The following is a 23,673-nucleotide window of genomic DNA, read 5'->3' as shown; positions in this document are numbered from 1 at the left end:
CCAAGACAGGACAAGGACAGATCGGCACCACAATCGATGCGGTTGGGCGCCGAAGTCGACGCATCAAATCTCCAGCTGGCTGCCCAGTTCCACCACGCGGTTCGTCGGCAGGCGGAAGAACTCCATCGCGCTCGCCGCATTGCGCATCATCCACGCGAACAGCTTTTCGCGCCAGATCGCCATGCCCGGCTTCTCTGAGGGCACCAGTGTCTGGCGCGAGAGGAAGAAGCTGGTCTTCATCATCTCGAACGGGCCGCCGCACATCGGCGCATGGGCGAGCGCGGCGGGAATGTCGGTCTCCTCCATGAAGCCGTAGCGCAGCGTCAGGCGATAGAACCCCTGCCCCAGATCGACGACGGTGAAGCGGTCCTCCGGCTCCACATAGGGGCCGTCCTGCACTTCCACCGTCAGCACCACGACGCGCTCGTGCAGCACCTTGTTGTGCTTGATGTTGTGGAGCAGCGCCGAGGGCACGCCCATGTTGCTCGACGCCATGAATATCGCCGTGCCCGGCACCCGCGCGGCGCTGCCGTGGGCGCTCTTGGCGAAGACGTTGAGCGGCAGCGCGGCCTCTGTCATGCGGTCGCGCATGAGGCGGCGGCCCTTGTTCCACGTCGTCAGCAGGGTGAAGGCGATGCCGCCGATCATCAGCGGGAACCAGCCGCCGTCGGGGATCTTGGTGGCGTTGGCGGCGAAGTAGGCGCCGTCCACCACGAAGAAGGTGACGATCACCGGCACCGCCAGCGCCTTGTTCCACTTCCACACGACCAGCAGCATCACCGCCATCAGGCAGGTGTCGATCAGCATCGCGCCGGTCACCGCGATGCCGTAGGCCGAAGCGAGGTTCGACGAGTTCTGGAACACCAGGACCAGTACGATCACGCCGGTCATCAGCGCCCAGTTGACGAAGGGGATGTAGATCTGCCCCGCCTCGTGCTCGCTGGTGTGGCGGGTCGAGAGGCGCGGGATGAAGCCCAGTTGCATCGCCTGATGGGTGATCGAGAACGCGCCTGAGATCACCGCCTGGCTGGCGATGAAGGTGGCGCAGGTCGCCAGGATCACCAGCGGCAGGCGCAGCGATTCGGGCGCGAGGTTGAAGAACGGGTTCTCCATCGCGACCGCCGCCTGCGCATCGTCGAGGCCGAGGATCATCGCCGCCTGCCCGAAGTAGTTGATGAGCAGGCAGGGCATCACGAAGGCGAACCACGAAAGGCGCAGCGGGCCACGCCCGAAATGCCCCATGTCGGCATAGAGCGCCTCCGCCCCCGTCACCGCCAGCACCACCGAGCCGAGCGCGAGGAAGCCGAGGATCTTGTCGGTCAGGAAGAACTGGATCGCGTACCACGGGTTCAGCGCCACCAGCACCTCGGGCATCTGGACCAGATGGTAGATGCCCAGCACTGCGAGCACGGTGAAGTAGGTCACCATGACCGGCGCGAACAGCGCGCCGATCTTGGCGGTGCCGCTCTTCTGGATGACGAACAGCGCGATCAGCAGCACCAGCGCGATCGGCAGCACGAAGGGCGCGAGGTCGGACTGGACGACGGTAAGGCCCTCGACCGCCGAGAGAACCGACACCGCCGGGGTAATCATCGAGTCGCCGTAGAACAGCGAGGTCGCGAAGACGCCCAGCAGCACCACCAGCGGGCCGTAGCCGGACTTGCGGATCGCGCCGGAGATCAGCGCGACGAGCGCGAGGCTGCCGCCCTGCCCCTTGTTGTCCGCACGCATCAGCACGCCGACGTATTGCACCGACACCACCAGCGTCATCGACCAGAAGATCAGGCTGACGACGCCGAGAACGTGCAGTTCGTCGATCGCCAGCGGATGCGGGCCGACGAAGGTTTCGCGAAAGGCATAGAGGGGGCTGGTGCCGATGTCGCCGAAGACGACGCCGACCGCGCCAAGCGCGAGCTTGGTGATATTGCCCGAGCCCTGGCCGTGATGGCCGCCCGAACTGTGAGACTCACCCGCCGTCGAAGGAACGTAAGGTGTGTCTGCTGGAGAATCACTCATTCATGCGTCCTGTAATGGACTCGCAGACACGCTAGAGCGGCTGCGGCAGGCTTGCGCCGTTAGCAGCATGAATGGGGCCAAGCAACGATACTTACAATCCCCGCGCCCGGCGGCAATGTTCCGTTCAGGGATTGGCCGGGCCGGGCTGAACGGGCGCCGATTCGGCCGGAGCCTGCCCGCTTTGCGCCGCGATAGCGGCGTCGAGACGCATCAGTTGCTGGGCGAGCGGCAGGCGCCACGGCGCATCCTCGGGTGCGGACTTCACAACATCCACCCACAAGGCACGCGCCTCGGCGAGTTTGCCCTCGCGCGCGTAAGCCAAGCCGAGGAAGAATCGTGCGCCGGGCGCATCCGGCTCCGCGTCGATCGCACGCTGGTAGGCGTAGAGCGCGGGCGGCGTCAGCATGTTGTCCGCGTGGGCGACCAGCGAATTGGCTAGCGCCAGCCAGGCGTCGGCATTCTTCGGGTCATCCTCGATCGCCCCACGAAGGACTTCGGCGGCATCGGCATACTGACCGTTGCGGGCGAGGCCATCGGCGATCACCACCCAGCGGTTGTTGGTCGGGATGCCGCTGTTGGTGACCTTGGCGCGGCCTTCGACCAGCGCAGCGGGGTCGGCGGACACGGACTCGGCCGAATCCTTCGGCGCTCCTGCCAAGCTCGGCGAGCCCTGCGTCACGTATCCCGCGATGCCGAGCAGCAGCGCCGAAGCCACCGCCTCGCGGCATCCGCGCGGCACCTTGAATACGAAAAGCAGCACCGCCAGCACGAGGACGGCAAGGCCGATCACGAAAACCCAAGTCACTGCCCGGCTCCTTTTGCGGAAAAGCGGCGCCGCAGCAGCAGGAAGGCGATGAGGAGCAGCACGCCCGGCACCGCGAACAGCGGCCAGGTCAGGCCGGTGAGCTGCGGTGCATAGCTGACGTAGTCGCCGTAGCGCTCGATCAGCCAGGCGCGGATCTGTTCGGGAGTCTCGCCCGCCTTGATCCGCTCGCGAACCAGCGAGCGCATCGAGCCCGCGATCGGCGCGTCCGAATCCGCAATCGACTGGCCCTGGCACTGAAGGCAGCGCAGGGTTTCCATGAGGTCCTGCGCCTTGGTTTCCTGCGCCGGATCGTCGAGCTGTCGGTAGGCGTAAGGCGCAGTGGACTGTTCTTCCTGCGCGAATACCGGCGAAGCAAATGCGAGAGCGACGAGAGCGATGAGGCGCTTCACTGGTCCGCCTCCTTCAGCTTATCGAGCAGCAGGCCGAGGTGCTCAGGCCGGATTTCGCCGATGTGCTGGTAGACGATCGTGCCCTTGCCATCGACCACGTAAGTCTCCGGAACGCCGGACGAGCCGAGCGCCAGTTGCACCTTGCCGTCGTCGTCCGCGCCGATGCGCTGGAACGGGTCACCGTTCGTTTGAAGGAAGCTCTGCAGGTTCTCGGTCGTGTCGCGCACCGAGATGCCTTCGATCGGGACCCCGGCCTTGGCCAGCGCTCCGAGTTGCGGCGCCTCGACGCGGCAGGGAATGCACCAACTGGCGAAAATGTTGACGAGGTGCGGCTTGCCGTTGGCGAGCACCTTGCTGTCGAGGCCGGGCCGTCCCGGCAAGGCGGCCGGCAGGTCGAATTGCGGCATCGGCTTGCCGACGAGCGCGGAGGCGACGTTGCGGTCCGCCGGACGATAGAGCCCGACGATCACCAGCGCCACGAAGCCGAGGAACAGCGCCAGCGGCAGCCAGATCGCCCAACGAGGGGCTTTCGGAGTGTTCTCGCTCATCGTCCCTGCTTCTCGCGCCGATAAGCGATCTTGTCCTTCGCGACGATCCGCCGCACGTCTGCCGCCACCCGGCCGAGCAGCGCCAGCAGGCCGCCCAGCGCGATGAGCAGGCCGCCGATCCAGATCAGCGGCGCGAAGGGCTTCCACCACAGGCGCAGCTGCCAGCGGGCACCCTTCTCGCCATCGACCTTGGGCGCCTCGCCGCCGAGCACGGCGTAAAGCTGGCCGTTCCAGCGCGTCAGCAGCGCCGACTCGCTGGTCTGCTGCGGCGGTGCCCAGAAGCTGCGCGACTGCGGGAGCATGCGCGTCACCTTACCGTCGATACCGTAGCGCACCAGCAGGCGCGCCTCCATCGCCGTCCAGTTCGGACCGGCGACAGGCTCGACGGTGTCGAGCTTGACGCCCCATGGGCCGACTTGCGTGACCTCGCCCATGCGCACGGCGACCAGCTTCTCGACCGAGAAGGCGCTCTCGCTACTCATGCCGAACAGAGCGACGGCAATGCCGAAGTGCGCGACGACCATGCCCCAGATCGGCAGCGGTGTGCGGCGCAGGTTGCGGCCCTTGAGCGGCAGCAGGCTGGCCCAGCCGAGCCCGACCGAGAGCGCAAGACCGATCCAGGGCAGCAGCGCAACACCGCCCAGAACCAGCACGCCGATCCCGCCCGCGACGACCAGCATTGCGGGGATCACCAGCCCGCGGCCGACGCGGCCGAACTTGTCCCGCCGCCAGCGCAGCAGCGGCCCGACCATGAGTACTACCAGCATCGGCACCGCGAACAGCGCGCTCATCGGATTGAAGTATGGCGGCCCGACCGAGACCTTGGCTCCCATTGCCTCTGCGAACAGCGGGTAGAGCGTGCCGAACAGCACGATGCCCAGGATCGCCGAGAGCATCACATTGTTCACCACCAGCGCGCCCTCGCGGCTGACGAAGGCGAAGCGCTCACCCTCGGTCACCGTCGCGGCGCGCAGGCCGAACAGCACCAGCGCGCCGCCGATGTAGATCGCCAGCAGCGCGAGGATGAACGTGCCGCGCTGCGGATCGACGGCAAAGGCATGCACGCTCGTCAGGATGCCCGAGCGCACCAGGAACGTGCCGATCATCGACATCGAGAACGCAACCACGCCCAGCATGATCGTCCAGGCGCGCAGTGCATTGCGCGCCGCCAGCACGCCGCACGAATGGAGCAGTGCCGTCGCCGCCAGCCAGGGCATCAGCGAGGCGTTCTCGACCGGGTCCCAGAACCACCAGCCGCCCCAGCCCAGTTCGTAATAGGCCCAGTACGAACCAGCGGTGATGCCCACGGTGAGGAATATCCACGCGCCCAGCACCCACGGGCGCATCGCCTTGGCGAACGCCGGGCCGACCTCGCGCGTCACCAGCGCACCGATCGCAAAGCTGAACGCGATCGAGAGCCCGACATAGCCGAGGTAGAGCGTCGGCGGATGGAACGCGAGGCCAAGATCCTGCAGCAACGGATTAAGCCCGTTGCCCTCCATCGGCACCGGCGACAGCCGCTCGAACGGGTTGGAGGCGATCAGTAGGAAGGCGTAGAAACCGAGGCTCACGAACGCCTGCCCGGCCAGCGTCGCCAGCATGGTGCGCTCGGGCAGGCGCTTCTCGACGAGCGCCACGAAGGCGCCGCCCAGCCCCATTACCGTCACCCACAGGAGCATCGAGCCCTCATGGTTGCCCCAGGCCCCGGCGATCTTGAACACCAGCGGCTTCATCGAATGCGAATTGAGCGCGACCAGCTTCACCGACAGGTCGGTGACCGAAAAGACATAGATGAGGCAGGCAAAGGCCAATAGCGCCAGCGCGCCCTGCACCACTGCCACGGGACGCACCGCCCCGCCGAGCACCGCGCCGCGCTCCGTCAGACCCAGCGCCCCGGAAACGAGTTGCAGCGCCGCCAGCGCTGCGGCCAGCCAGAGGGCGGCAAGACCTAGTTCAGCGATCATTTGGGTTCAGCGATCATTTGGTTTCTTGCATGACCTTCTGGGCCTGTTCCCTGGACATGTCCTGCATCTCGCGGGGCACGTAGTTCTCGTCATGCTTGGCAAGGAGGTTGTCGGCGACGAATGTGCCGTCCGTCCCCATCTTGCCCTCGGCGACGACGCCCGATCCCTCGACGAAGAGCGAGGGGACGATGCCCTTGAAGGTCACCGGCACGCGCGCCTTGCCGTCCCCGACAACGAAATTGATCGTCACGCCGTCCGCCGCTGTCTTGAGCGAGCCCTTCTCGACCATGCCGCCGAGACGCACGGCGCGGCCGGGCTCGGGCGGCTTGGCGACGATCTCGCTCGGCACGTAGAAATAGCTCGCCTGATTGCGCAGCGCCCATGCGGCGAGCAACGCCGCCCCGATGAGCACGACCAGCGCGACGATCAGCAGCACAAGGCGCTGGTGCTTGGCCTTGATCGGGCTCTTGGCGACCGTCGCCATCAGCGGTTCCTCGCCGAATCACGGCGCTTTTCTGCGCGGCGCATCGAAAGCAGCGCCCATGCGACCATCGCCAGCGTCGCGCCGATGCCGACTACATAGGCCGCGACCACGAAGGTCCATGGGTCCATCGCCTCACGCATCAGAACGCCTCCACTTCGGCACGCGCTTTCCTGCGCAGCCGCGCCTCGGCCTGCTGCTCGGCCAGGATCGCACGCATCCGCGCCAGCACGACGCCTGCGAAGATCAGCGTGAAACCGAGCATCGCGGCAAGCAGCGGCACCAGAAAATCGCCCGACATCGCGGACTTGCCCACGGTGATGCTCGGCGGCTGGTGCTGGCTGTTCCACCAGATCACCGAGTAATGAATGATCGGCACATTCACCGCGCCGACGAACCCGAAGATGGCGGGCGCACGATTCTGGCCGCCGTCCGCAGCCTCGCTCGCCTGCGACAGCGCCATCCACCCGAAGTAGAGGAACAGAAGCACCAGCATCGAGGTCAGCCGTCCGTCCCATACCCACCATGTTCCCCACGCAGGACGCCCCCACAGCGAACCTGTAAGCAGGCAGACGGCGGTAAAAACCGCGCCCGGCACCGCGCAAGCCTTCGCCGCGATGGCCGCGAGCGGATGACGCCAGACGAGTTCGGTGAAGCTCGCACCCGCGATGCCCATCCACCCGGCCATGCCCAGCCAGGCGGCGGGCACGTGGAGATAGACGATGCGCACCGTCTCTCCCTGCAGGCGCTCGGCAGGGGCGACGAACAGCCCCCAGCCCAGCGCCGCGAAGGCGACGACCAGTCCCGTGCCCATGCACAGGGGCATCAGCCAGCGGGCGATGCGCAGAAAACGGGCGGGATTGGCAAAGCCGTGCATGACAGGCGCGCTTCTATAGTGCGTGTTGAAAGGAGCAAGTGACTCAGATCAAAGCACAGCGCTTTTCATGCGCCAATCGGGCATTGGTATCATGATGCCGCTATGAGCATCACACTGTGGTAAAAGGGAGAAAATGGGGCGATCGATGGGGTTCGAACCCACGACCTCCGGTACCACAAACCGGCGCTCTAACCAACTGAGCTACGATCGCCACAGGCGCACTCGAGAGGCGCCGCGTCCTGCATCGGACGCTGCTGCATCCGGTGCGGAGCGCGCCTTTTGCACAGCGCGCGGATTCTTGCAAAGCAAAAATGAGGGCGAGCGAAATTTACCTGCCGGCTGCCCTGCTCGCGATTTTCCTGCGCCCCGACCGTGGCTAAGGTCCGAACATGGACGGACCCGGCGAATCATCGGCTGCAAGACTGCTATCCCACCCCGGCGTTCAGCGCTTCCCATCGTCCCGGCTCGACCTGTTCATTCTGCGCGAGTTCCTCGACGCCGATCGCTGCGCCCAACTGGTCGACCTGATCGAAACCAACAACCGCCCCTCGACCATCGCCGACTACAACGGAGACGATGCCTTCCGCACCAGTTCGACCTGCGACCTGTCACGCGACTATCCGGTGGTTGACGAACTGGCGCGGGCGCTATCCCGCCTTTCCGGCATCGACCTTGCCCATGCGGAACCACTGCAGGGACAGCGCTATGAAGTCGGGCAGGAGTTCAAGGCACACACCGATTATTTCGAGCCCGACAGCGCCGATTTCGAGAAATACTGCAAGGTGCCCGGACAGCGGACCTGGACCTTCATGATCTACCTGAACGATGTCGAGGCCGGGGGCGCGACCCGCTTCAAAGTCATCGACAAGATGATCCAGCCCGAGACCGGCAAGCTCATCGGCTGGAACAACCGCCGAGCCGACGGCAGCTGTAACGCGGCGACGCTTCATCACGCGATGAAGGTGCGCAAGGGCCGCAAGTACGTCATCACGCAATGGTATCGCGAGCGGCCCTGGGGGTGAACCGATGGGGGTTCAACAAGCTCAGCCTGAGCGGAATAGAGAGGACTTCTCAAATCCGCTCAGGCTGAGCTTGTCGAACCCCCATCGGTAAAAGCCGCCAGCCGTCCCGGGATGAGCCCGGGACGGCTGGCAGTCCGGCTTACTTGGCCGCAGCGATCACCGCGCAGGCGATGCGCCCGCCGGCATTGCCCGAAGGCTGGCTCGTGTAGTCGTCCACGCCTGCGTGGATCACCAGCGCCGAACCGTCCGCGTCGAGCAGCGACTTCGGCCCCGGCGAGAGCGTCACGCCGGAATTCAGCACCTGCGTCTTGAGCAGGCCGTCCGCGCCGACATTCTGATTCGGCATGTCACCGCCATGCGGGCCGGTCGCGACCATGTAGCCGTGCTGGTGATCGCCGCCGGTGAAGTGGCCGCCCGAACTGTCGAACTTGGTCGCGGTGTCGCACACGCCCTTCTGGTGGAAGTGGAAGCCGTGCTCACCCGCCGGAATGCCCTTGGCCTCGGCGCTGACGAGGACGCCTGCCGGGGTCTCCTGCAGCATGACCATGCCGATGGTCTTGCCGTCCAGCCCGATCAGATCGGCATGGATCATCGGCGCCGCAGCCGCTGTCGTTGCGGAGTGGCCGGTATGTTCATCAGCCGCACCGGCAGCGCCGGCGAGCGAGAGCAGGACCGCCGAGGCGGCGAGGATGCGGGAGGATCGCTTCATATCGTATCTCCGGTCTTTCGGGCTGGATGGCTGCGAAACGCAGCCGCACGCATGGACGTTCCCCCGCCCCCACGTGAACATCCGCGACCCTAAAGCTCTGCACATGAAAGGCAATCGCAACTGGCGATGAAATTTCGTGCAGGAGACCGACAACAAAAAAGGCGGCCCCAAGGACCGCCTTCTTCGTGAAGCTGATGTTCGGAAGCGCGAAGCCCCGCCCGATCAGTTCTTCTTGAGCGTGAGACCGCCGAAACGCTTGTTGAACTGGGCCACGCGGCCGCCGTCCTGAAGCTGTGCCTTGCCGCCGGTCCATGCCGGGTGCGAGGTCGGGTCGATGTCCAGAACCAGCGTGTCGCCTTCCTTGCCCCAGGTCGAGCGGGTCTGGAAGGTGCTGCCGTCGGTCATCTGCACCGTGATGGTGTGGTAGTCGGGATGCGTATCGGCCTTCATGGGTCTATCTCTTTCGCATGTAGCCGGTTCCGACCGGCCTGGCTTGGAAAGCGGCGCGCTTACAGTGAAGCGCGGCGAAATGCAAGGGTGAAGAAGCCTACCCCTGCCCCCTCCCGCAAGCGGGAGGGGAATGAGAGGTTCCGCCTCAGGCGTCCGCGATCATCGCCGTGAAGTTGACCTCGCAGGTCACCCTGTCGTCGATGGAGGCCTTGCCCCAGAACTTGCACACGCGCGAACGCTTCTGGACGAAGCCGGTGCGCAGCGTCAGCAGGTGTCCCGGGGTCACGGGAGCGCGGAACTTCGCGTCCTCGATCGCCATGAAATACACCAGCTTGCCGGTTCCGGCGAGGCCGAGGCTCTCGATCGCGAGGATCCCCGCAGCCTGCGCCAGCGCCTCGATCTGGAGGACGCCGGGCATGATCGGTCGGCCGGGAAAGTGCCCCTGGAAGAAGTCCTCGTTGAAGCTCACCGCCTTGACCGCCTCGATCTCCTCCTCGGAGATCGAGACCACGCGGTCGACGAGCAGCATCGGGTAGCGGTGCGGAAGCGCCGCCAGGATCTTCGCGGTATCGTACACGATTTCGGCCTTATCGCTCATGCCCGTGACGTCCGATCAGCGGCCCGAGGGCTGCGTCGCGGGAGCCGCGCCGGCCGGAGCCTGGCCCTGCGCGGCAGCCTGCTGCGCACGCTGTTCACGAACCTGGCGCGGTTCCCAACCGGCGGGCGGAACCAGCTGCGCCGAGGGGATCGACGTGTTCAGCTCGTTCAGGATGTCCTGGTTGAGGTTGTAGGCGCCGCCGTTGACCGCGAGGATCGCGTCGGGCGAGATCAGGATCGAGACGCCCTTCTTGGTCATCGCGGCCTTGACCGCGTCGTTCAGCTTGTCCTCGATCTGCTCGTTGACGTAAGCCTGCGACAGGCCGACCGGCTGCAGGATGCGCTGGAGTTCGGCCTTGCCGTTCTCCTGGATCTGCTGGATCGACCCCGCCTGCTGCTCAAGCTGCGCCTGAGTGGCCTTGCCGCCCTGGCGATCGGCGTTGAACTTGTCGATCAGCGGCTTGATCTGAGCGTTGAGCGCGTTCTGGCGGGTCTGCGCCTGGTCGAACTGCGCCTTGAACGTGGTCTGGCGCTGGGTTTCGGCGGTCTTGAACGCATTCGAGTTGGCGATCACCGCGTCGAAGCTGGCGACGCCGAGGCCCTGCACGATGGTGCCGCCGGTTGCCGGAGCAGCAGCCGGAGCGGGCTTCGCGGCAAGCGCGGGCTGTGCCGAGACGGCGGCGAACGCGAGGCCAGCAGCCAGCGCGCCAATCTTCTTCGCGGCCAGCGCGACGGTCTTGTTCTTGGTAGTCATCAGAACTGGGTTCCCACGTTGAAGTTGAATGCCTTGGGATCGTCGCCGTCCTGCTTGAGCAGAACGCGCGAGAAGTCGATGCGGAACGGGCCGAACGGCGAGTTCCAGTTCACGCCGATACCGATTGCGACACGCGGCTTCCACGTATCGCCTGCGAATTCCTCGACGAAATTGTAGGCATAGCCGCCGGTCGCGGTGAGCTGACGACCGCTCGAGTCAGTGGAAGACGTCGTCGTCGTCGTCGTGTTGTTGCCGTCGGTATCCTTGGTGTAATACGTCGGAATACAGCCGGGATCGCACTGCGTGAGCGTCGGCTTCTTGACGCTCCAGACCGCACCGACGTCGGCGAAGATCGACGGGCGCAGGCCCATCTCACGCGCGCCCGAACCCAGCGGAATTTCCATCTCCGCACGGCCCATGTAGTAGTAGTTGCCGCCGAGCGAGTCATCGGTCCAGTTGTCGCGATTGGTCGTGACGTTGCCGTCGGTGTCGAGTTGCTTGCGCAGCACGCGCGGGCCGACGCCGCGGATCGCGAAGCCCCGGAACTGCGGCTGACCGAGGTAGAAGCGGTCGGTCAGGCGGATATCCTGACCCGACAGACCCTTGATCGCGCCGCCTTCAGCGGACAGCGAGAAGATGAAGCCGTGCCCCATGTTGAAGAACTTCGACGCATTGCCGCGAATGCGCGCGTACTTCACGTCGCCGCCCAGGCCCGCGAAATCGACGTTGATCGAAGCGGTGGTGCCGCGCGTCGGGCGGACCCGGTTGTCGAGCGTATCGTAGATCAGCGAAGTGCCGATGATCGAACTCAGGCGCTTGCCGATCGCATCGCACAAGTAACGGCCAGCATAGAGCGGGTCGCACTGGTAGAGGTCGGTGGGTTCCTGACGATACGAATAGTACGTGCTCTTATCCAGGCTGACGTCATCATAGTTCAGCGTATAGCTGGCCACGGCGGTCAGGTACTCGGTCAGCGGCACGCCCGCGCGGACCTGGAAGCCGGTGGTCGACTGCTCGTAGGTCGTGTTGCGGTCGGAGTTGTAGTAGTTGAAGCTGTTGTAGTCGCGGCGATAGATATTCACGCCCAGCGACACGTTCTTGTCGAACAGGTACGGCTCGACGAAGCTCGCCTCGATGCTCTTCGAATAGCGCGAGATGCTGCCCGAAAGGCCGACCGTCTGCCCCCGACCACGGAAGTTGCGCTGACGGATCGAGGCCTGGAAGATGAAGCTTTCAAGGCTCGAGAAACCGGCCGAAAGCTGGAGTTCGCCGGTCGGCTTTTCCTCGACGTTGGCTTCCAGCAGGATGCGATCGTCGGCGCTGCCCGGCTTCTGCTCGACCTCGAACTTCTCCTGGAAGTAGCCGAGCGACTTGATGCGGTTGGTCGAACGCTTGACCTGCAGCGAGTTGAAGGCGTCACCCTCGGCGAGACGGAACTCGCGGCGGATCACCTTGTCCTGGGTCAGCGTGTTGCCGTTGATGTCGATACGCTCGACATAGACGCGCGGTGCCTCCTGGATCACGAAGGTCAGCCCCATGGTGAGGTTTTCCTTGTCGCGATCGTACTGCGGCCGCACGTCGGCGAAAGCATAGCCAAAAGCACCGGCAGTCTCGTTCAGGCTGTCGATCGTGTCTTCGACCTGCTTGGCGTTGTACCAGTCGCCCTTGTGCATGGGCAGGTTCTTCGCCATCTTTTCGCCGTCGAAGTCGCGCAGCTGGCTTTCGACCTTCACGTCGCCGAACTTGTAGCGCTTACCTTCCTCCACCACGTAAGTGATGATGAAGTCCTTCTTGTCCGGCGTCAGTTCGGCGACGGCCGAGACGACGCGGAAATCGGCATAGCCCTGCGTCAGGTAGAACTGGCGCAGCTTCTGCTGGTCGAAGGCCATGCGGTCAGGGTCGTAGCTGGTGCCGGAGCTGAACAGGCGGGTGAAGCGCGCCTGCTTAGTCACCATCTGGCCGCGCAGTTCGCCGGCCGAGAAATGCTCGTTGCCGATGATGTTGATCTGGCGGACCTTGGACTTGTCGCCCTCGGTGATCTCGAAGACGATGTCGACGCGGTTCTGGTCGAGCGAGACCATCTTCGGCTCGACGGTCGCGGCGTAGCGACCCTGGCGCTTGTACAGCTCGATGATGCGGGCAACGTCGGCGCGGATCTTGGAACGTGTGAAAATCTGGCGCGGCGCGACCTTGATCTCGGGAAGGATCTTGTCGTCCTTGATGCGCTTGTTGCCTTCAAGGATGATGCGGTTGACGACCGGGTTTTCCTGAACCGTGATTGTCACCACACCGTTGTCGAAGGCGACCTGCGCGTCCTTGAACAGTTCCGTGCCGTAAAGGTCCTTGAGCGCGGCGTCGGCGGAAACCTTGGTGTAGTTCTGGCCGACACGCATCTTGATGTAGGAGAGGACCGTCTGCGGCTCGAGACGTTCGGCGCCCTTCACCACGATGGTCTGGATCGGCTGGCCTTCCTCCACCGGTGCCACGACTGCCGGAGCCGGAGCAGCGGGCGCAGCAGGAAGCGGGGCACGCTTGCCGGTCTTTGCGCCTTGCGCCGAAGCCTCCATGGGCATCCCTGCAAGGATGGTGGTCCCCAGAAGCACTGCTGCGACTTGCGAGCCCCAAAGGGCTCCGGCGCGGCGCGATCCAGTGCCGCGAACCATTTCCCGTCCGATCATTCTACGCAAAATCCCGTATTCGCTTTCGCGATGAAAAACAGACCACCGGCGGGAGCGCACCCAGACCCGCAGGCAATCGCAGCCATCTGCCCGATGGAGCCGGACCAATCAAGCAGACAAAACCCGGCAATATTGTGATCGCTCGTGAATCCCTCCAGGCTATCCCCCGAAAATGGGGAGAGAGGCCAGGTCGTTGACCGTGACGAAGACCATCAGCGCCAGCACCAGCGCCACACCTGTCTTGATCGCCCATTCCTGACTGCGTGCACCCAGGGGCCTGCGCCGGACCAGTTCAGCCGCGTAGAAAGCCAGATGTCCGCCGTCGAGGCCAGGAATTGGCAGGAGGTTGATGAATGCCAAGTTAATCGAGATCAGCGCGGCGAACTCCACGAAGGCCTCCCAGCCCAGCGTGAAAGTCTGCCCGGAATACTGTGCGATCTTGATCGGGCCGCCCAGTTCACGGACCGATCGATCGCCGGTGAAGATCTGGGTGATCCCGGTCACCATGTTGCCCATGGCGCGGAAGCTCTGCTGGAAACCCAGGGCTACGGCATCGACCGGGCCGACCTGCTCGAAGCGGCCTGCACGGACGCCGATCTGGCCGACTTTCTGCGGCTTGCCCTGCGCGTCCGGAATCGAGCCCTCAGTCACCTTGACCGGGAAGGTCCGAACTTCACCGTCGCGCCGCACCGAAAGATCGACGCTGCGCCCCGCCTGCGGGCGGATGAGTTCGGGAATGTCCTCAAAGCTGGTGATGGCCTTGCCGTTCACCGCGACGATGCGGTCACCGACCTTGAGCCCCGCATCCTCCGCCGGCGAATCGCCGTAGAAGCCGCCGACGACGGGCGGCATCATCCGCACGCCGATGTCACCGATCTTCGCCTTGTTGCCGAACTGGTCGCTGAATTCCTGCGTCGCCAGCTTCACCGGCAGGACGATCGTGCGCCCTCCCCGTTCCACCGCGATGGGCAGGGTCTTGCCAGGGAAATACGCAACGCGGCCCGGCACGTCGGTGGCTCCGTCGACCTTGTCGCCGTCGATCGCGACTATGCGGTCGCCGACGCGCATACCCGCAGCCTGCGCGGGCGAGTTGGCGGTAAAGCCGCTGATCTCCGCATCGTTTACGACGCGGCCGTAGATCGAGAAGAACCCGGCGAAGATCGCGACGCACAGCAGCAGGTTGGTCAGCGGCCCGGCGAAGACGATCAGCGCGCGCTGCCACAGAGGCTTGGAATGGAAGGTCTGCGCCCGCTCACGCGGGGAAAGGTTTACGTCGTCGGGCTTCGGCGCGCTCGTCGGGTTCATGTCGCCCGCGAACTGGACGTAGCCGCCCAAAGGCAGCGCCGAGAGCTTCCAGCGGGTGCCGCGCTTGTCGGTCCAGCCTGCCAGTTCCTTGCCGAAGCCGATGGAAAAGGCGTCCGCCTTCACGCCGAACAGGCGGCCGACGAGATAGTGCCCCAACTCATGAATCAGGACCAGCGGCCCCAGCACCAGGAGGAAGGCGAAAATCGTCGTCAGAATTCCTGGTGAACCGGTCAAGCTATGCCTCTCTTCAGGTGCTGGTCACGAGTACGCGCGCCCTCGCCCGGGCTTCCGTGTCCACTTCGAGGACGTCGGAGAGGCTGCCGGGCGGCGGCGGTGCATACGAGCCTAGCACGTCTTCCACTTGTGCAGAGATACGGGTGAACGAAATCTGACCGCCAAGGAACGCGGCAACCGCGATTTCGTTCGCGGCGTTGAGCACGGCGGGGATCGCCCCGCCTGCCTGCGCCGCCTCGCGCGCGAGGCGGGTGGCGGGAAAGCGTACTTCGTCGGGCTTGCGGAACGTCAGTTCGCCGATCTCGGCAAGGTCGAGCGGGGCGCAGGGCGTGTCCATGCGCGCGGGCCAGGCCAGCGCCGAGGCGATCGGCACGCGCATGTCCGAGGGGCCAAGCTGCGCCAGGGTCGAGCCATCGCGGTACTCGACCATCGAATGCACCACCGACTGCGGGTGGACGATGATCCGCAGCTTGTCGAGGCCGACGGGGAACAGGTGGTAGGCTTCGATCAGTTCGAGGCCCTTGTTGAACATCGTCGCCGAATCGACGCTGATCTTCGCGCCCATGTCCCAGTTGGGATGGCGCACCGCCTCGGCCGGGGTGGCGGCGCTCAGACGCTCCCACGACCAGTCGCGGAACGGACCGCCGCTGGCAGTCAGGGTGATCCAGCGCACATGGGCATGGTCATTGCCAGTGAGGCACTGGAAGATCGCGTTATGCTCGGAATCGATGGGCAGCAGCGTCGCGCCATGGCGCGCCACGGCGGCCATCATCACCTCGCCCGCGGAGACCAGCGCCTCCTTGTTGGCGAGGGCGATGATACCGCCCTCCTCGATAGCCGCCATCGTCGGCGCAAGGCCGGCACAGCCGACGATCGCCGCGACGGTGACGTCAGCGCCGCGCGCAGCCGCCTCGATCAGCGCGGCGGGGCCGCCTGCCGCTTCGATCCCGGAACCCGCAAGCGCCTCCCGCAGAGCAGGCAAGTGCCCCTCATCGGCGACGACGGCGACCTCGGCTCCGAATTCCCGGGCCAGCTTCGCCAGTTCGGCCGCATTGGAATGCGCAGTCAGCGCCACCACGCGCCACTCGTCGCGATTGCGGCGGATCAAGTCGAGCGTCGAGGCGCCGATCGAGCCGGTCGCGCCAAGCACCGTCAGGGAGCGCATAGAACCGGTCATGCCAACACCACGATAGCCACCGCGAGCAGGAACAGCACTGCCAGCAATCCGTCAACCCGGTCGAAGAACCCGCCGTGTCCCGGAATGAAGTTGCCCGAGTCCTTGAAACCGGCCCGGCGCTTCATCCAGCTTTCGAAAAAGTCGCCCGCCTGCGCGCAGACCGCCACCAGCAGTCCGGCCGCGAGACAGGTCGCAAACAGCGGCGCCGCGCCCGCCGTCGCATACCAGCAGGGCTGCGTGCCAAAACACGACACCGCGTTCGCCGCCGACACATCAGGCGTCAGGCGGATCGCGCCCTCCTGCCACAACCGCGCGGCAGTGAAGAGCGCAAGGGTCGCGCCCAGCACCGCGCCCATCAGGCCCGACCACGTCTTCGACGGGCTGATCGACGGCGCGATCTTCGGCCCGCGCAAAGTGCGGCCGGTGAAATAGGCGCCCACGTCCACCGCGATCACCGTCACCAGCAGGGTCAGGATCGGTGCGAGCGTGAAGGCATCGTTGTGCAGAAACAGCAGCATGGCCGCGCCGATGCCGACATAGAGCATGCCCACGAAGTTCCACGCCGCCCGCGCGCCCGGTCCCGGCGTGATGCGACGGGCAAGCCTGATCCACTCCCACAGCACACCGACCGAGACCGCGCATACGAAGGCGATCCACACCGGGCCGCCCAGCCACAGCGCGGTTCCGGCCACCGCCATCATGACGATGGCGGAAAGCGTGCGCACCTTGAGGTCGGAGGTGCCTTTCGCCGGAGGCTCAGCGCCCGCCATAGCGCCGCTCGCGAGTGGTGAAGGCGCTCAGCGCATCGCGCAGGTGATCCGCGGTGAAGTCCGGCCAGAGTACGTCGGTGAACAGCATCTCGGCATAAGCCGCCTGCCACAACAGGAAGTTCGACAGCCGCACTTCGCCCGAAGTGCGGATCAGCAGGTCGAGCGGCGGCAGGTCGGCGGTGTCCAGTTCCGCCGCGATAGTCTCGGGCGTGATCGGCCCCTTCGCCGCCGCCTTGGTCGCCGCGCGGGCAATCTCGTCCTGCGAGCCGTAATTCAGCGCCACCGCCAGCGTCGTCTCGGTATTGTGCGCGGTCTTGGCCATCGCGCCTTCGACGAGATCGACCAATTCGGGCTTGAACGCAGTGTAGTCGCCGATGATCTTGAGGCGCACGCCAGCCGCCGCGAATTCATCGAGGTCGGAAAGGATGAAGCGCTTCATCAGGCTCATCAGGTCCGAAATCTCGTCCTCGGGCCGCCGCCAGTTCTCGGTCGAGAAGGCGTAGAGGGTCAGTGCCTCCAGCCCCAGTTCGCGCGCCCCGCGCACGACGCGGCGCACCGCCTCCACGCCGCGCTGGTGGCCTACCGCGCGCGGAAGCAGGCGCTTCTTCGCCCAGCGTCCGTTGCCGTCCATGATGATGGCGACATGACGGGCGCGCAGAGATTCGTCCTTGGCCATCAGGCTCCCTTCTCAGCGAAGCGCAACAGGCTCACTTGCCGAGGATTTCCTTTTCCTTGGCCGCGAAGACCTCGTCGAGGGCCTTGACCATCTCGTCGGTCAGCTTCTGGACTTCGGTTTCGCCGCGCTTGCGGTCGTCTTCCGAGATTTCCTTCTTCTTCTCGTCGGCCTTCAGGTTCTCGATGCCGTCGCGGCGCACGTTGCGCACGGCGACGCGCGCCTTCTCGGCATAGGAGCTGGCGAGCTTGGCCAATTCCTTGCGGCGCTCCTCGGTCAGGTCCGGGATCGGCAGGCGCAGGGTGTTGCCGTCGTTGATCGGGTTGAGGCCCAGACCGGCCGAACGGATCGCCTTCTCGACCGGACCGATGTTGGACTTGTCCCACACCTGCACCGAAAGCATGCGCGGTTCGGGCGCGGAGATCGTGGCGACCGAAGTGATCGGCATCGCGCTGCCGTAGACGGTCACGGTGATCGGCTCGAGCAGCGCGGTGTTGGCGCGGCCGGTGCGCAGGCCCGAGAGGTCGTGCTTGAGCGCATCGATCGCGCCCTTCATGCGGCGCTCGAGATCCGCCTTGTCGTACTTTGCCATGGTTCAGGCTCCTTTCTGAACGATCGTCTTGGTGCCGCCACCCGCAAGGACGGTGGCCAGATTGCCCTGCTCGCGGATCGAGAACACGACGATCGGAATGCTGTTGTCGCGGCACAGGGCCACGGCGGAGGCGTCCATCACCTTCAGGTTGTCGGCGAGGACGGTGTCGTAATCGACGGTGTCGTAACGCTTGGCGTCCGGATTGGTCTTCGGATCGCTGTCGTAGACGCCATCGACGCTGGTGCCCTTGAGCAGGGCGTCGCACTTCATCTCGGCAGCACGCAGGGCGGCGCCCGAATCGGTGGTGAAGTAAGGCGCCCCAACGCCAGCAGCGAAGATCACCACGCGGCCCTTTTCAAGGTGACGCTCGGCGCGGCGGCGGATCACGGGTTCACAGACCTGGTCCATCTGCACGGCGGACTGCACGCGCGTCTCCACGCCCAGTTGCTCCAGCGCGTTCTGCATCGCCAGCGCATTCATCACGGTCGCGAGCATGCCCATGTAGTCGGCCTGCGCGCGGTCCATACCGCGCGCAGCGCCCGCCATGCCGCGAAAGATGTTGCCGCCGCCGATGACGAGGCATATCTCGAGACCGGTTTCCTTGGCGGCCTTAACCTCCTTGGCCAGTTCCGCGACGAAATCGGGGTCGATCCCGAACTGCTGGCTCCCCATCAGCACTTCGCCCGAGAGTTTGAGCAGGACGCGCTTATAGGGGGATGACATACCGCTTGGTCTCCTGTGGGGGCCGGAAATACTGGAACGGCCCCGGCTTTAGGAGGGCGAGCGCCAATTGCCAAGGGGCTTGGACTGTGGATGACCCTGGTTCAGCGCGCCATTACGGACAGTTGTTCCTCACGCCGATCATAGGCAACTTGCGCCGAGGCCACCGATCCCATCCGCCTTTCCGCCCAGTCGATCATCGCCTGCAGCGCATCGAGCAGTTCGCGCCCCAGCGGTGTCACCCCATAGCTGACCGAAACCGGCACCGTCGGCACCACATCGCGGCGCACCAGTCCGTCACGCTCCAGCGAGCGCAGGGTCTGGCTGAGCATCTTCTGCGAGATACCGTCGATATGCCGCTTGAGCCCGTTGAAACGCATCTCGCCAGCCCCAAGCGTCGTCAGGATCAACACACTCCACTTGTCAGCGATACGATCGAGCAACTGCCGCGTCGGGCAGTCCCCCGCATAGACGTTGGGCGAGAGACAGGCGGTTCCCTCAAGGTAACCCGGTGCGGTGGAAGTGCCTTCTTGCATGGGCATTGCCGATACCACATCTGGTCACCATTGGATACCTGGTGGAGAATGGAAATGAAGATTGCAGTCCTCGGCGCCAGCGGCCGCGCCGGATCGGAGATCACCAAGGAAGCTGCGGCGCGCGGCCACGAAGTCCTCGCCATCGCGCGCAATCCGGGAAAAATCGTAACCAGCGAGAGCACAACGGCTGCGGCCGGCGATGCCTCCGACCCTGAGGCCCTCGCCGCCCTGATTGCCGGAAGCGACGCCGTCATCAGCGCCCTGCACTTCGACGTCACCGCCGAAACCCTGCTGTCCGCGATCCGCAAGGCGGGCGTGCCGCGCCTGCTGGTGACCGGAGGCGCCGCCAGCCTCGAAGTCGCGTCCGGCACGCGCCTGATCGACACGCCCGACTTTCCCGAAGAGTGGAAGACTTTCGCGATGGGCGGCATCACCTTCCTCGACGCCCTACGCGAGGTAGACGACGTGGACTGGACATTCTTCTCCCCCGCCGCGCTGATCTTCGAAGGCCCGCGCACGGGCGCTTACCGTTCAGGCGGGGATGCACTGGTCATCGATGAGGCAGGCGAGAGCAAGATCAGCTTTGCCGATTACGCGATCGCGATGGTCGATGAACTGGAAGCGCATAAGCATTCCCGACAAAGGTTTACGGCGGCTTATTGAAAATAAAAGGAAGTCCTGGGGCGACCGCCCCAGACCCCCGAACTGTCGTCGTCGCGCGCCCAGCACCCTCAACCCCACATGGCGCCACAGGCTCATAAGTCTCCCGACGCATCGCCCACGCATGACGAAGCTGCGCGCGTAACCTCGACGGTACACGGGGTGCAGGGGTGGTAAATCCCTGCTTTTCCTCCCCTTAAGCTGCTTCCGCCAAAGGCCCGCCGATAGAACAGACCCCATCGACGCCGAGCACATGCGCCACCCTGCCCATCGCCATCCACGCAGCGGTGCAGTGCGTCAGATCAACGATCTCGACGTCGGTCATCACACCTTTGAACTGAGCCCAGAACACTTCGTCCTCGGCCAGACCGCGCGGGTCGGTGCCCATCTTCTGAGAGAACCGCACGGCTAGGCGCTCCTTCTCGGTCAGGCTGCTGAGGTCACCGCCAAGCACGGCCTGGTACATGGCCTCATCAGGCGCGTTACCCTGCTCGATCACCCCGCCCTCATAGCCCAGGATCCGCAAGTCCCGCTGCGCGCGCCAATTCATGCAGACGGTGCAGCCGTTGATGACGGCGGTGGCGATGCGGCAAGCCTCGAACAGCCGCAACGACAGCTTGGAATACTGGTAAGGCGCCATCGCGAAGGCGCCTGAAGCCCGGACGATTTCGGGCGAGTACTGGACCGAAAGGTCCGGAATCGGATTCTGCGGCTGGGGAGCGAGTTCTACGCGCATGGGGCCTCTCCGGTTACGCCCGGATCTTGCCGGGTCGATGCGGGAAGCTACGCCGACCCTCCAATAAGTCAATCATGCATGTTTTTTATGGTGGCGCAAACGAGACGGGCCGCAGAAGCATATGCTCCTGCGGCCCGAACGTTTTCTTCAGCGAAGAAGGCTTGAGATCAGCCAGCGACCGCTGCGGCCACTTCGGCTGCGAAGTCAGTGACTTCCTTCTCGATGCCTTCGCCCAGCTGGAAGCGCACGTAGTCCTTGAGGACGATCTTCGCGCCGGCTTCCTTGCCGGCCTGATCGACGACCTGCTGGATCGGGGTCTTGTTGTCCATGACAAAGACCTGCGAGAGCAGTGCGTTTTCCTTGGCGTACTTGGCGATCGCACCGTCGACCATCTTGGCCTGCACGGCTTCGGGCTTGCCCGATTCGGCAGCCTTTTCCTGGGCGATCTTGCGCTCGCGCTCGATCAGTTCGGCGTCGAGGTCTTCGGCGTTCAGGGCCAGCGGGAAGGCAGCGGCGATGTGCATCGCGATCTGCTTGCCGAGGGCTTCGAGAACGTCAGCCGAAGCTTCCGATTCCAGAGCGACGAGCACGCCGATCTTGCCGAGGTTCGGCGCAGCAGCGTTGTGCATGTAGGGAACGACGAGACCGGCCGACACTTCGACGGTCTTCATGCGGCGAACCTGCTGGTTCTCGCCGATGGTCGCGACGTTGTTGGTCAGCGCGTCGGTCACGGTGCCACCACCCGGGTAGGCCGATGCCTTGAGCGCTTCGATGTCGTCACCGGCAACGCCCAGGGCGGCTTCGGTGGTCTTGCGCACGAAGTCCTGGAACTGGTCGTTCTTGGCGACGAAGTCGGTTTCCGAGTTGACTTCGACGGCAACGCCCTTGGTGCCGGTCACGGCAATGCCGACCAGCCCTTCAGCAGCAGTGCGGCTGGACTTCTTGGCAACGGCGGCGAGGCCCTTGGCGCGCAGCGCGTCGATCGCGGCTTCGATGTCGCCGTTCGTCTCGTCGAGAGCCTTCTTGCAGTCCATCATGCCGGCGCCCGAGCGCTCGCGCAGGGTCTTCACGTCAGCGGCGGTGTAAGCCATCGCTCAATTCCTCTTGATTGAGTGGGGAGCCGGTAGAGGCCCCTTTAAACAGGTGCGCGCCGGGCCACATGGACCCGGCGCGCGACAATTCCGTGACGAAAGTGTCGTCGTGCCGGGCTATTAGGCCTCGACAGCCTCTTCGGCGACCGGCTCGTCGAACGAACCGATGTCGGCACCGCTGTCGACCACAGCGGCGCGGCCGCCCTTGGTCGCGGCCTGGGCGATCGCTTCGCAGTACAGGCGCACGGCGCGGCTGGCGTCGTCGTTGCCCGGGATCGGGAACGCGATGCCCTGCGGGTTGACGTTGGTGTCGAGCACGGCGACGACCGGGATGCCGAGGACGTTGGCTTCCTTGATCGCCAGCTCTTCCTTGTTGGCGTCGATCACGAACATCACGTCCGGGATGCCGCCCATGTCGCGGATACCGCCGAGCGACAGCTCGAGCTTGTCACGCTCGCGGGTCAGCTGAAGGACTTCCTTCTTGGTCAGACCGGCGGTGTCGCCGGCCAGCTGCTCTTCAAGAGCCTTGAAGCGCTTGATCGAGCCCGAGATGGTCTTCCAGTTGGTGAGCATGCCGCCCAGCCAGCGGTGGTTGACGTAGTGCTGACCGCAGGCGCGGGCTGCCTGGGCGATCGGCTCCTGCGCCTGGCGCTTGGTGCCGACGAAGAGGACCTTGCCACCGGCCTGGACGGTCGACTGCACGAATTCGAGAGCGCGCGCGAAGAGCGGCACGGTCTGCGACAGGTCGATGATGTGGATGCCGTTGCGCGCGCCGAAGATGTACGGCTTCATGCGCGGGTTCCAGCGGTGGGTCTGGTGACCGAAGTGTGCGCCGGCTTCGATGAGCTGCGACATGGTGACGACAGGTGCCGCCATAGTAGAATTCCTTTCCGGTTGAACCTCTGGAAGGCAGGAACCGCGCGGAGGCCCCGCGACAGCACCGGTATGTGCGCCTTCCATGTGGATTGCCCACTTCGAGTCGCGCCGGACAATCCGGACAATCTCTAAGCGAACGCGGCGCCCTTAGACGCCTTGGTCATCAAAATCCAGTCCCAATTCGCCGCAAACGTTTGTCAATTCACCGTCAAAAAGGCCATTTCCCGCCCTCTTCAAGGGCTTGACCAGGAACTCGCCGCGCCTGAGGGTTTTCTCAAAGCAAAGCTGGTAATAAATTGGCTAACGCAGCAAACATCGGAAATTGCTCAGGTTTCGCGGCTAAAAAGAGGGGGCCACAGGATGGGGGTGGAGCGAAACCGAACAAGAAGGTCGCTCGCAAATGACTACGATTGTATCCGTCCTGTTCGCACTCGCCGCAGCAGCGGCCGCGCTCACCATCTGGAAAAGCCTGACAGCTTCCCTGCCGACCATCCGCATGCTGCACGCGATGCGATCGGATAACGGTTCGCCGCCGATCAATGTAAGGACGCTGCAAACCCGAACAGAGAGTCAGGCCCGAACATCCCGGCGCCGCCGCAACCAGCACCCCAAGCCGGTCGTCCACCGCCTTCATCAATATCCGCACCGCTCTCACGTCGCATGACCGCAGACCAGGCTGCGGGCTTCAAAAAGCGCTTGACTCATTGGGAACAAAAAGAGAACTAACCCCCGTCAGAACATTATTAGAACAGATTCGAGTTTTCCACAAGCTGTCCACAGCCCCCTGTATATTCAGGCGCCGGGCTCGGGCGAAGGTTCGAAAGGAACAGTCATGACTGTATTCGCCGCCTGCCTCTTTGCCCTCGCCGCGATGGCTTCGGCATTCTCGATCCTGATGACGATCCGGCGCTATGGCCCCCACACCCTGACCTTTCGGGCACAGCTCGCGGCCTGCCCCGGCACGATGGTAGTGACATGGAAGGTAATAGAGC

The 23,673-nt window shown here is 64.7% G+C and carries 26 protein-coding genes and 1 tRNA gene; 3 read left to right on the top strand and 24 right to left on the bottom strand.

The genetic code is table 11. From position 1 onward, the window contains the following. Positions 1-63: 63 nt before the first annotated feature. From ACODRZ_RS01090 to ACODRZ_RS01050, 9 genes are all read right to left on the bottom strand, one after another. Positions 64-2,016, bottom strand: coding sequence for a potassium transporter Kup (locus ACODRZ_RS01090; protein WP_488971073.1), 1,953 nt, complete (start codon positions 2,014-2,016; stop codon positions 64-66). Between the two features lie 124 nt (positions 2,017-2,140). After that, entirely contained in the window at positions 2,141-2,821 is a 681-nt protein-coding gene (locus tag ACODRZ_RS01085; RefSeq protein WP_488971072.1) for a tetratricopeptide repeat protein, read from the bottom strand. Then, positions 2,818-3,231, bottom strand: a complete 414-nt coding sequence (locus ACODRZ_RS01080) for a cytochrome c-type biogenesis protein (RefSeq protein WP_488971071.1) — start codon at positions 3,229-3,231, stop codon at positions 2,818-2,820. The genes ACODRZ_RS01085 and ACODRZ_RS01080 overlap by 4 nt, the downstream gene beginning before the upstream one ends. Continuing rightward, positions 3,228-3,779 (bottom strand): DsbE family thiol:disulfide interchange protein, encoded by a 552-nt coding sequence (locus ACODRZ_RS01075; protein WP_488971070.1) that lies wholly within the window; start codon positions 3,777-3,779, stop codon positions 3,228-3,230. The genes ACODRZ_RS01080 and ACODRZ_RS01075 overlap by 4 nt, the downstream gene beginning before the upstream one ends. Then, entirely contained in the window at positions 3,776-5,743 is a 1,968-nt protein-coding gene (locus tag ACODRZ_RS01070; protein ID WP_488971069.1) for a heme lyase CcmF/NrfE family subunit, read from the bottom strand. The genes ACODRZ_RS01075 and ACODRZ_RS01070 overlap by 4 nt, the downstream gene beginning before the upstream one ends. Positions 5,744-5,756: 13 nt before the next feature. Then, the gene (gene ccmE, locus ACODRZ_RS01065; protein ID WP_488971068.1) at positions 5,757-6,227 is read right to left on the bottom strand and encodes a cytochrome c maturation protein CcmE; all 471 of its coding nucleotides are present in this window, start codon (positions 6,225-6,227) and stop codon (positions 5,757-5,759) included. Next, the gene (locus tag ACODRZ_RS01060) at positions 6,227-6,367 is read right to left on the bottom strand and encodes a hypothetical protein (RefSeq protein WP_197524414.1); all 141 of its coding nucleotides are present in this window, start codon (positions 6,365-6,367) and stop codon (positions 6,227-6,229) included. Before ACODRZ_RS01060 ends, ccmE begins: the two co-directional genes overlap by 1 nt. Then, the gene (gene ccmC, locus ACODRZ_RS01055) at positions 6,367-7,101 is read right to left on the bottom strand and encodes a heme ABC transporter permease CcmC (protein WP_488971067.1); all 735 of its coding nucleotides are present in this window, start codon (positions 7,099-7,101) and stop codon (positions 6,367-6,369) included. Before ccmC ends, ACODRZ_RS01060 begins: the two co-directional genes overlap by 1 nt. A 134-nt stretch (positions 7,102-7,235) precedes the next feature. Then, positions 7,236-7,312, bottom strand: a tRNA-His gene (locus tag ACODRZ_RS01050). Between the two features lie 178 nt (positions 7,313-7,490). On the opposite strand from ACODRZ_RS01050, the gene ACODRZ_RS01045 reads away from it, so the two are divergent. Further along, positions 7,491-8,123, top strand: coding sequence for a prolyl hydroxylase family protein (locus tag ACODRZ_RS01045; RefSeq protein WP_488971066.1), 633 nt, complete (start codon positions 7,491-7,493; stop codon positions 8,121-8,123). A gap of 139 nt (positions 8,124-8,262) precedes the next feature. On the opposite strand, the gene ACODRZ_RS01040 is transcribed toward ACODRZ_RS01045, so the two are convergent. The 12 genes from ACODRZ_RS01040 to ACODRZ_RS00985 form a co-directional block, all read right to left on the bottom strand. Then, the gene (locus ACODRZ_RS01040) at positions 8,263-8,832 is read right to left on the bottom strand and encodes a superoxide dismutase family protein (protein WP_488971065.1); all 570 of its coding nucleotides are present in this window, start codon (positions 8,830-8,832) and stop codon (positions 8,263-8,265) included. Between the two features lie 222 nt (positions 8,833-9,054). Beyond that, positions 9,055-9,282 carry a 50S ribosomal protein L31 gene (gene rpmE, locus ACODRZ_RS01035; RefSeq protein WP_008830262.1) on the bottom strand — a complete coding sequence of 76 codons (228 nt, stop codon included), beginning with the start codon at positions 9,280-9,282 and terminating at the stop codon, positions 9,055-9,057. 145 nt (positions 9,283-9,427) lie between these two features. Continuing rightward, positions 9,428-9,880 carry a 3-hydroxyacyl-ACP dehydratase FabZ gene (gene fabZ, locus ACODRZ_RS01030; RefSeq protein WP_488971064.1) on the bottom strand — a complete coding sequence of 151 codons (453 nt, stop codon included), beginning with the start codon at positions 9,878-9,880 and terminating at the stop codon, positions 9,428-9,430. 15 nt (positions 9,881-9,895) lie between these two features. Beyond that, positions 9,896-10,633: an OmpH family outer membrane protein gene (locus tag ACODRZ_RS01025; protein ID WP_488971063.1), complete on the bottom strand. Its 738-nt coding sequence runs from the start codon at positions 10,631-10,633 to the stop codon at positions 9,896-9,898. Beyond that, positions 10,633-13,296, bottom strand: coding sequence for an outer membrane protein assembly factor BamA (gene bamA / locus ACODRZ_RS01020; protein WP_488971172.1), 2,664 nt, complete (start codon positions 13,294-13,296; stop codon positions 10,633-10,635). The genes ACODRZ_RS01025 and bamA overlap by 1 nt, the downstream gene beginning before the upstream one ends. 174 nt (positions 13,297-13,470) lie before the next feature. Beyond that, positions 13,471-14,850 carry an RIP metalloprotease RseP gene (gene rseP, locus ACODRZ_RS01015; RefSeq protein ID WP_488971062.1) on the bottom strand — a complete coding sequence of 460 codons (1,380 nt, stop codon included), beginning with the start codon at positions 14,848-14,850 and terminating at the stop codon, positions 13,471-13,473. A 13-nt stretch (positions 14,851-14,863) separates the two neighbouring features. Further along, positions 14,864-16,015, bottom strand: a complete 1,152-nt coding sequence (locus ACODRZ_RS01010) for a 1-deoxy-D-xylulose-5-phosphate reductoisomerase (RefSeq protein WP_488971171.1) — start codon at positions 16,013-16,015, stop codon at positions 14,864-14,866. An 8-nt stretch (positions 16,016-16,023) separates the two neighbouring features. After that, positions 16,024-16,797: a phosphatidate cytidylyltransferase gene (locus tag ACODRZ_RS01005; RefSeq protein WP_488971061.1), complete on the bottom strand. Its 774-nt coding sequence runs from the start codon at positions 16,795-16,797 to the stop codon at positions 16,024-16,026. Then, complete coding sequence (uppS, locus tag ACODRZ_RS01000; RefSeq protein WP_488971060.1) at positions 16,784-17,473, bottom strand: polyprenyl diphosphate synthase; 690 nt, start codon at positions 17,471-17,473, stop codon at positions 16,784-16,786. Before uppS ends, ACODRZ_RS01005 begins: the two co-directional genes overlap by 14 nt. A gap of 31 nt (positions 17,474-17,504) precedes the next feature. Beyond that, entirely contained in the window at positions 17,505-18,062 is a 558-nt protein-coding gene (gene frr, locus ACODRZ_RS00995; RefSeq protein WP_429276038.1) for a ribosome recycling factor, read from the bottom strand. 3 nt (positions 18,063-18,065) lie between these two features. Further along, positions 18,066-18,785 carry a UMP kinase gene (pyrH, locus tag ACODRZ_RS00990; protein ID WP_488971059.1) on the bottom strand — a complete coding sequence of 240 codons (720 nt, stop codon included), beginning with the start codon at positions 18,783-18,785 and terminating at the stop codon, positions 18,066-18,068. Between the two features lie 101 nt (positions 18,786-18,886). Continuing rightward, positions 18,887-19,318, bottom strand: a complete 432-nt coding sequence (locus ACODRZ_RS00985) for a winged helix-turn-helix transcriptional regulator (protein ID WP_488971058.1) — start codon at positions 19,316-19,318, stop codon at positions 18,887-18,889. 54 nt (positions 19,319-19,372) lie between these two features. On the opposite strand from ACODRZ_RS00985, the gene ACODRZ_RS00980 reads away from it, so the two are divergent. Beyond that, positions 19,373-19,981: an NAD(P)-dependent oxidoreductase gene (locus ACODRZ_RS00980; RefSeq protein ID WP_488971057.1), complete on the top strand. Its 609-nt coding sequence runs from the start codon at positions 19,373-19,375 to the stop codon at positions 19,979-19,981. Between the two features lie 193 nt (positions 19,982-20,174). On the opposite strand, the gene ACODRZ_RS00975 is transcribed toward ACODRZ_RS00980, so the two are convergent. From ACODRZ_RS00975 to rpsB, 3 genes are all read right to left on the bottom strand, one after another. After that, a complete protein-coding gene (locus tag ACODRZ_RS00975; protein ID WP_488971056.1) occupies positions 20,175-20,714 on the bottom strand; it encodes a carboxymuconolactone decarboxylase family protein in 540 nt (179 codons plus the stop codon). Between the two features lie 167 nt (positions 20,715-20,881). Continuing rightward, on the bottom strand, positions 20,882-21,805 hold the full coding sequence (gene tsf / locus ACODRZ_RS00970) for a translation elongation factor Ts (protein ID WP_488971055.1): 924 nt from the start codon (positions 21,803-21,805) through the stop codon (positions 20,882-20,884). Positions 21,806-21,925: 120 nt separating this feature from the next. Beyond that, positions 21,926-22,681: a 30S ribosomal protein S2 gene (gene rpsB, locus ACODRZ_RS00965; RefSeq protein ID WP_103094435.1), complete on the bottom strand. Its 756-nt coding sequence runs from the start codon at positions 22,679-22,681 to the stop codon at positions 21,926-21,928. A 400-nt stretch (positions 22,682-23,081) separates the two neighbouring features. Here rpsB and ACODRZ_RS00960 point away from each other — a divergent pair, with 400 nt between their 5' ends. Beyond that, positions 23,082-23,345, top strand: a complete 264-nt coding sequence (locus ACODRZ_RS00960) for a hypothetical protein (protein WP_488971054.1) — start codon at positions 23,082-23,084, stop codon at positions 23,343-23,345. The last annotated feature ends 328 nt before the right edge of the window (positions 23,346-23,673 follow it).

The organism is Novosphingobium sp. FG90, assembly GCF_057808725.1.
This window is presented reverse-complemented; position numbering and strand designations above follow the sequence as displayed.

Coding starts and splice junctions, on each gene's coding strand:
- rpmE (WP_008830262.1), bottom strand. CDS start 9,282: ATGAAGGCCGATACGCATCCCGACTACCACACCATCACGGTGCAGATG.
- ACODRZ_RS00975 (WP_488971056.1), bottom strand. CDS start 20,714: ATGCGCGTAGAACTCGCTCCCCAGCCGCAGAATCCGATTCCGGACCTT.
- frr (WP_429276038.1), bottom strand. CDS start 18,062: ATGGCAAAGTACGACAAGGCGGATCTCGAGCGCCGCATGAAGGGCGCG.
- ACODRZ_RS00960 (WP_488971054.1), top strand. CDS start 23,082: ATGACTACGATTGTATCCGTCCTGTTCGCACTCGCCGCAGCAGCGGCC.
- ACODRZ_RS01090 (WP_488971073.1), bottom strand. CDS start 2,016: ATGAGTGATTCTCCAGCAGACACACCTTACGTTCCTTCGACGGCGGGT.
- ccmE (WP_488971068.1), bottom strand. CDS start 6,227: ATGGCGACGGTCGCCAAGAGCCCGATCAAGGCCAAGCACCAGCGCCTT.
- ccmC (WP_488971067.1), bottom strand. CDS start 7,101: ATGCACGGCTTTGCCAATCCCGCCCGTTTTCTGCGCATCGCCCGCTGG.
- uppS (WP_488971060.1), bottom strand. CDS start 17,473: ATGGCCAAGGACGAATCTCTGCGCGCCCGTCATGTCGCCATCATCATG.
- ACODRZ_RS01070 (WP_488971069.1), bottom strand. CDS start 5,743: ATGATCGCTGAACTAGGTCTTGCCGCCCTCTGGCTGGCCGCAGCGCTG.
- fabZ (WP_488971064.1), bottom strand. CDS start 9,880: ATGAGCGATAAGGCCGAAATCGTGTACGATACCGCGAAGATCCTGGCG.
- ACODRZ_RS01005 (WP_488971061.1), bottom strand. CDS start 16,797: ATGGCGGGCGCTGAGCCTCCGGCGAAAGGCACCTCCGACCTCAAGGTG.
- ACODRZ_RS01060 (WP_197524414.1), bottom strand. CDS start 6,367: ATGCGTGAGGCGATGGACCCATGGACCTTCGTGGTCGCGGCCTATGTA.
- ACODRZ_RS01045 (WP_488971066.1), top strand. CDS start 7,491: ATGGACGGACCCGGCGAATCATCGGCTGCAAGACTGCTATCCCACCCC.
- ACODRZ_RS01025 (WP_488971063.1), bottom strand. CDS start 10,633: ATGACTACCAAGAACAAGACCGTCGCGCTGGCCGCGAAGAAGATTGGC.
- ACODRZ_RS01075 (WP_488971070.1), bottom strand. CDS start 3,779: ATGAGCGAGAACACTCCGAAAGCCCCTCGTTGGGCGATCTGGCTGCCG.
- rpsB (WP_103094435.1), bottom strand. CDS start 22,681: ATGGCGGCACCTGTCGTCACCATGTCGCAGCTCATCGAAGCCGGCGCA.
- ACODRZ_RS00985 (WP_488971058.1), bottom strand. CDS start 19,318: ATGCAAGAAGGCACTTCCACCGCACCGGGTTACCTTGAGGGAACCGCC.
- ACODRZ_RS01040 (WP_488971065.1), bottom strand. CDS start 8,832: ATGAAGCGATCCTCCCGCATCCTCGCCGCCTCGGCGGTCCTGCTCTCG.
- tsf (WP_488971055.1), bottom strand. CDS start 21,805: ATGGCTTACACCGCCGCTGACGTGAAGACCCTGCGCGAGCGCTCGGGC.
- ACODRZ_RS00980 (WP_488971057.1), top strand. CDS start 19,373: ATGAAGATTGCAGTCCTCGGCGCCAGCGGCCGCGCCGGATCGGAGATC.
- ACODRZ_RS01010 (WP_488971171.1), bottom strand. CDS start 16,015: ATGCGCTCCCTGACGGTGCTTGGCGCGACCGGCTCGATCGGCGCCTCG.
- bamA (WP_488971172.1), bottom strand. CDS start 13,296: ATGGTTCGCGGCACTGGATCGCGCCGCGCCGGAGCCCTTTGGGGCTCG.
- pyrH (WP_488971059.1), bottom strand. CDS start 18,785: ATGTCATCCCCCTATAAGCGCGTCCTGCTCAAACTCTCGGGCGAAGTG.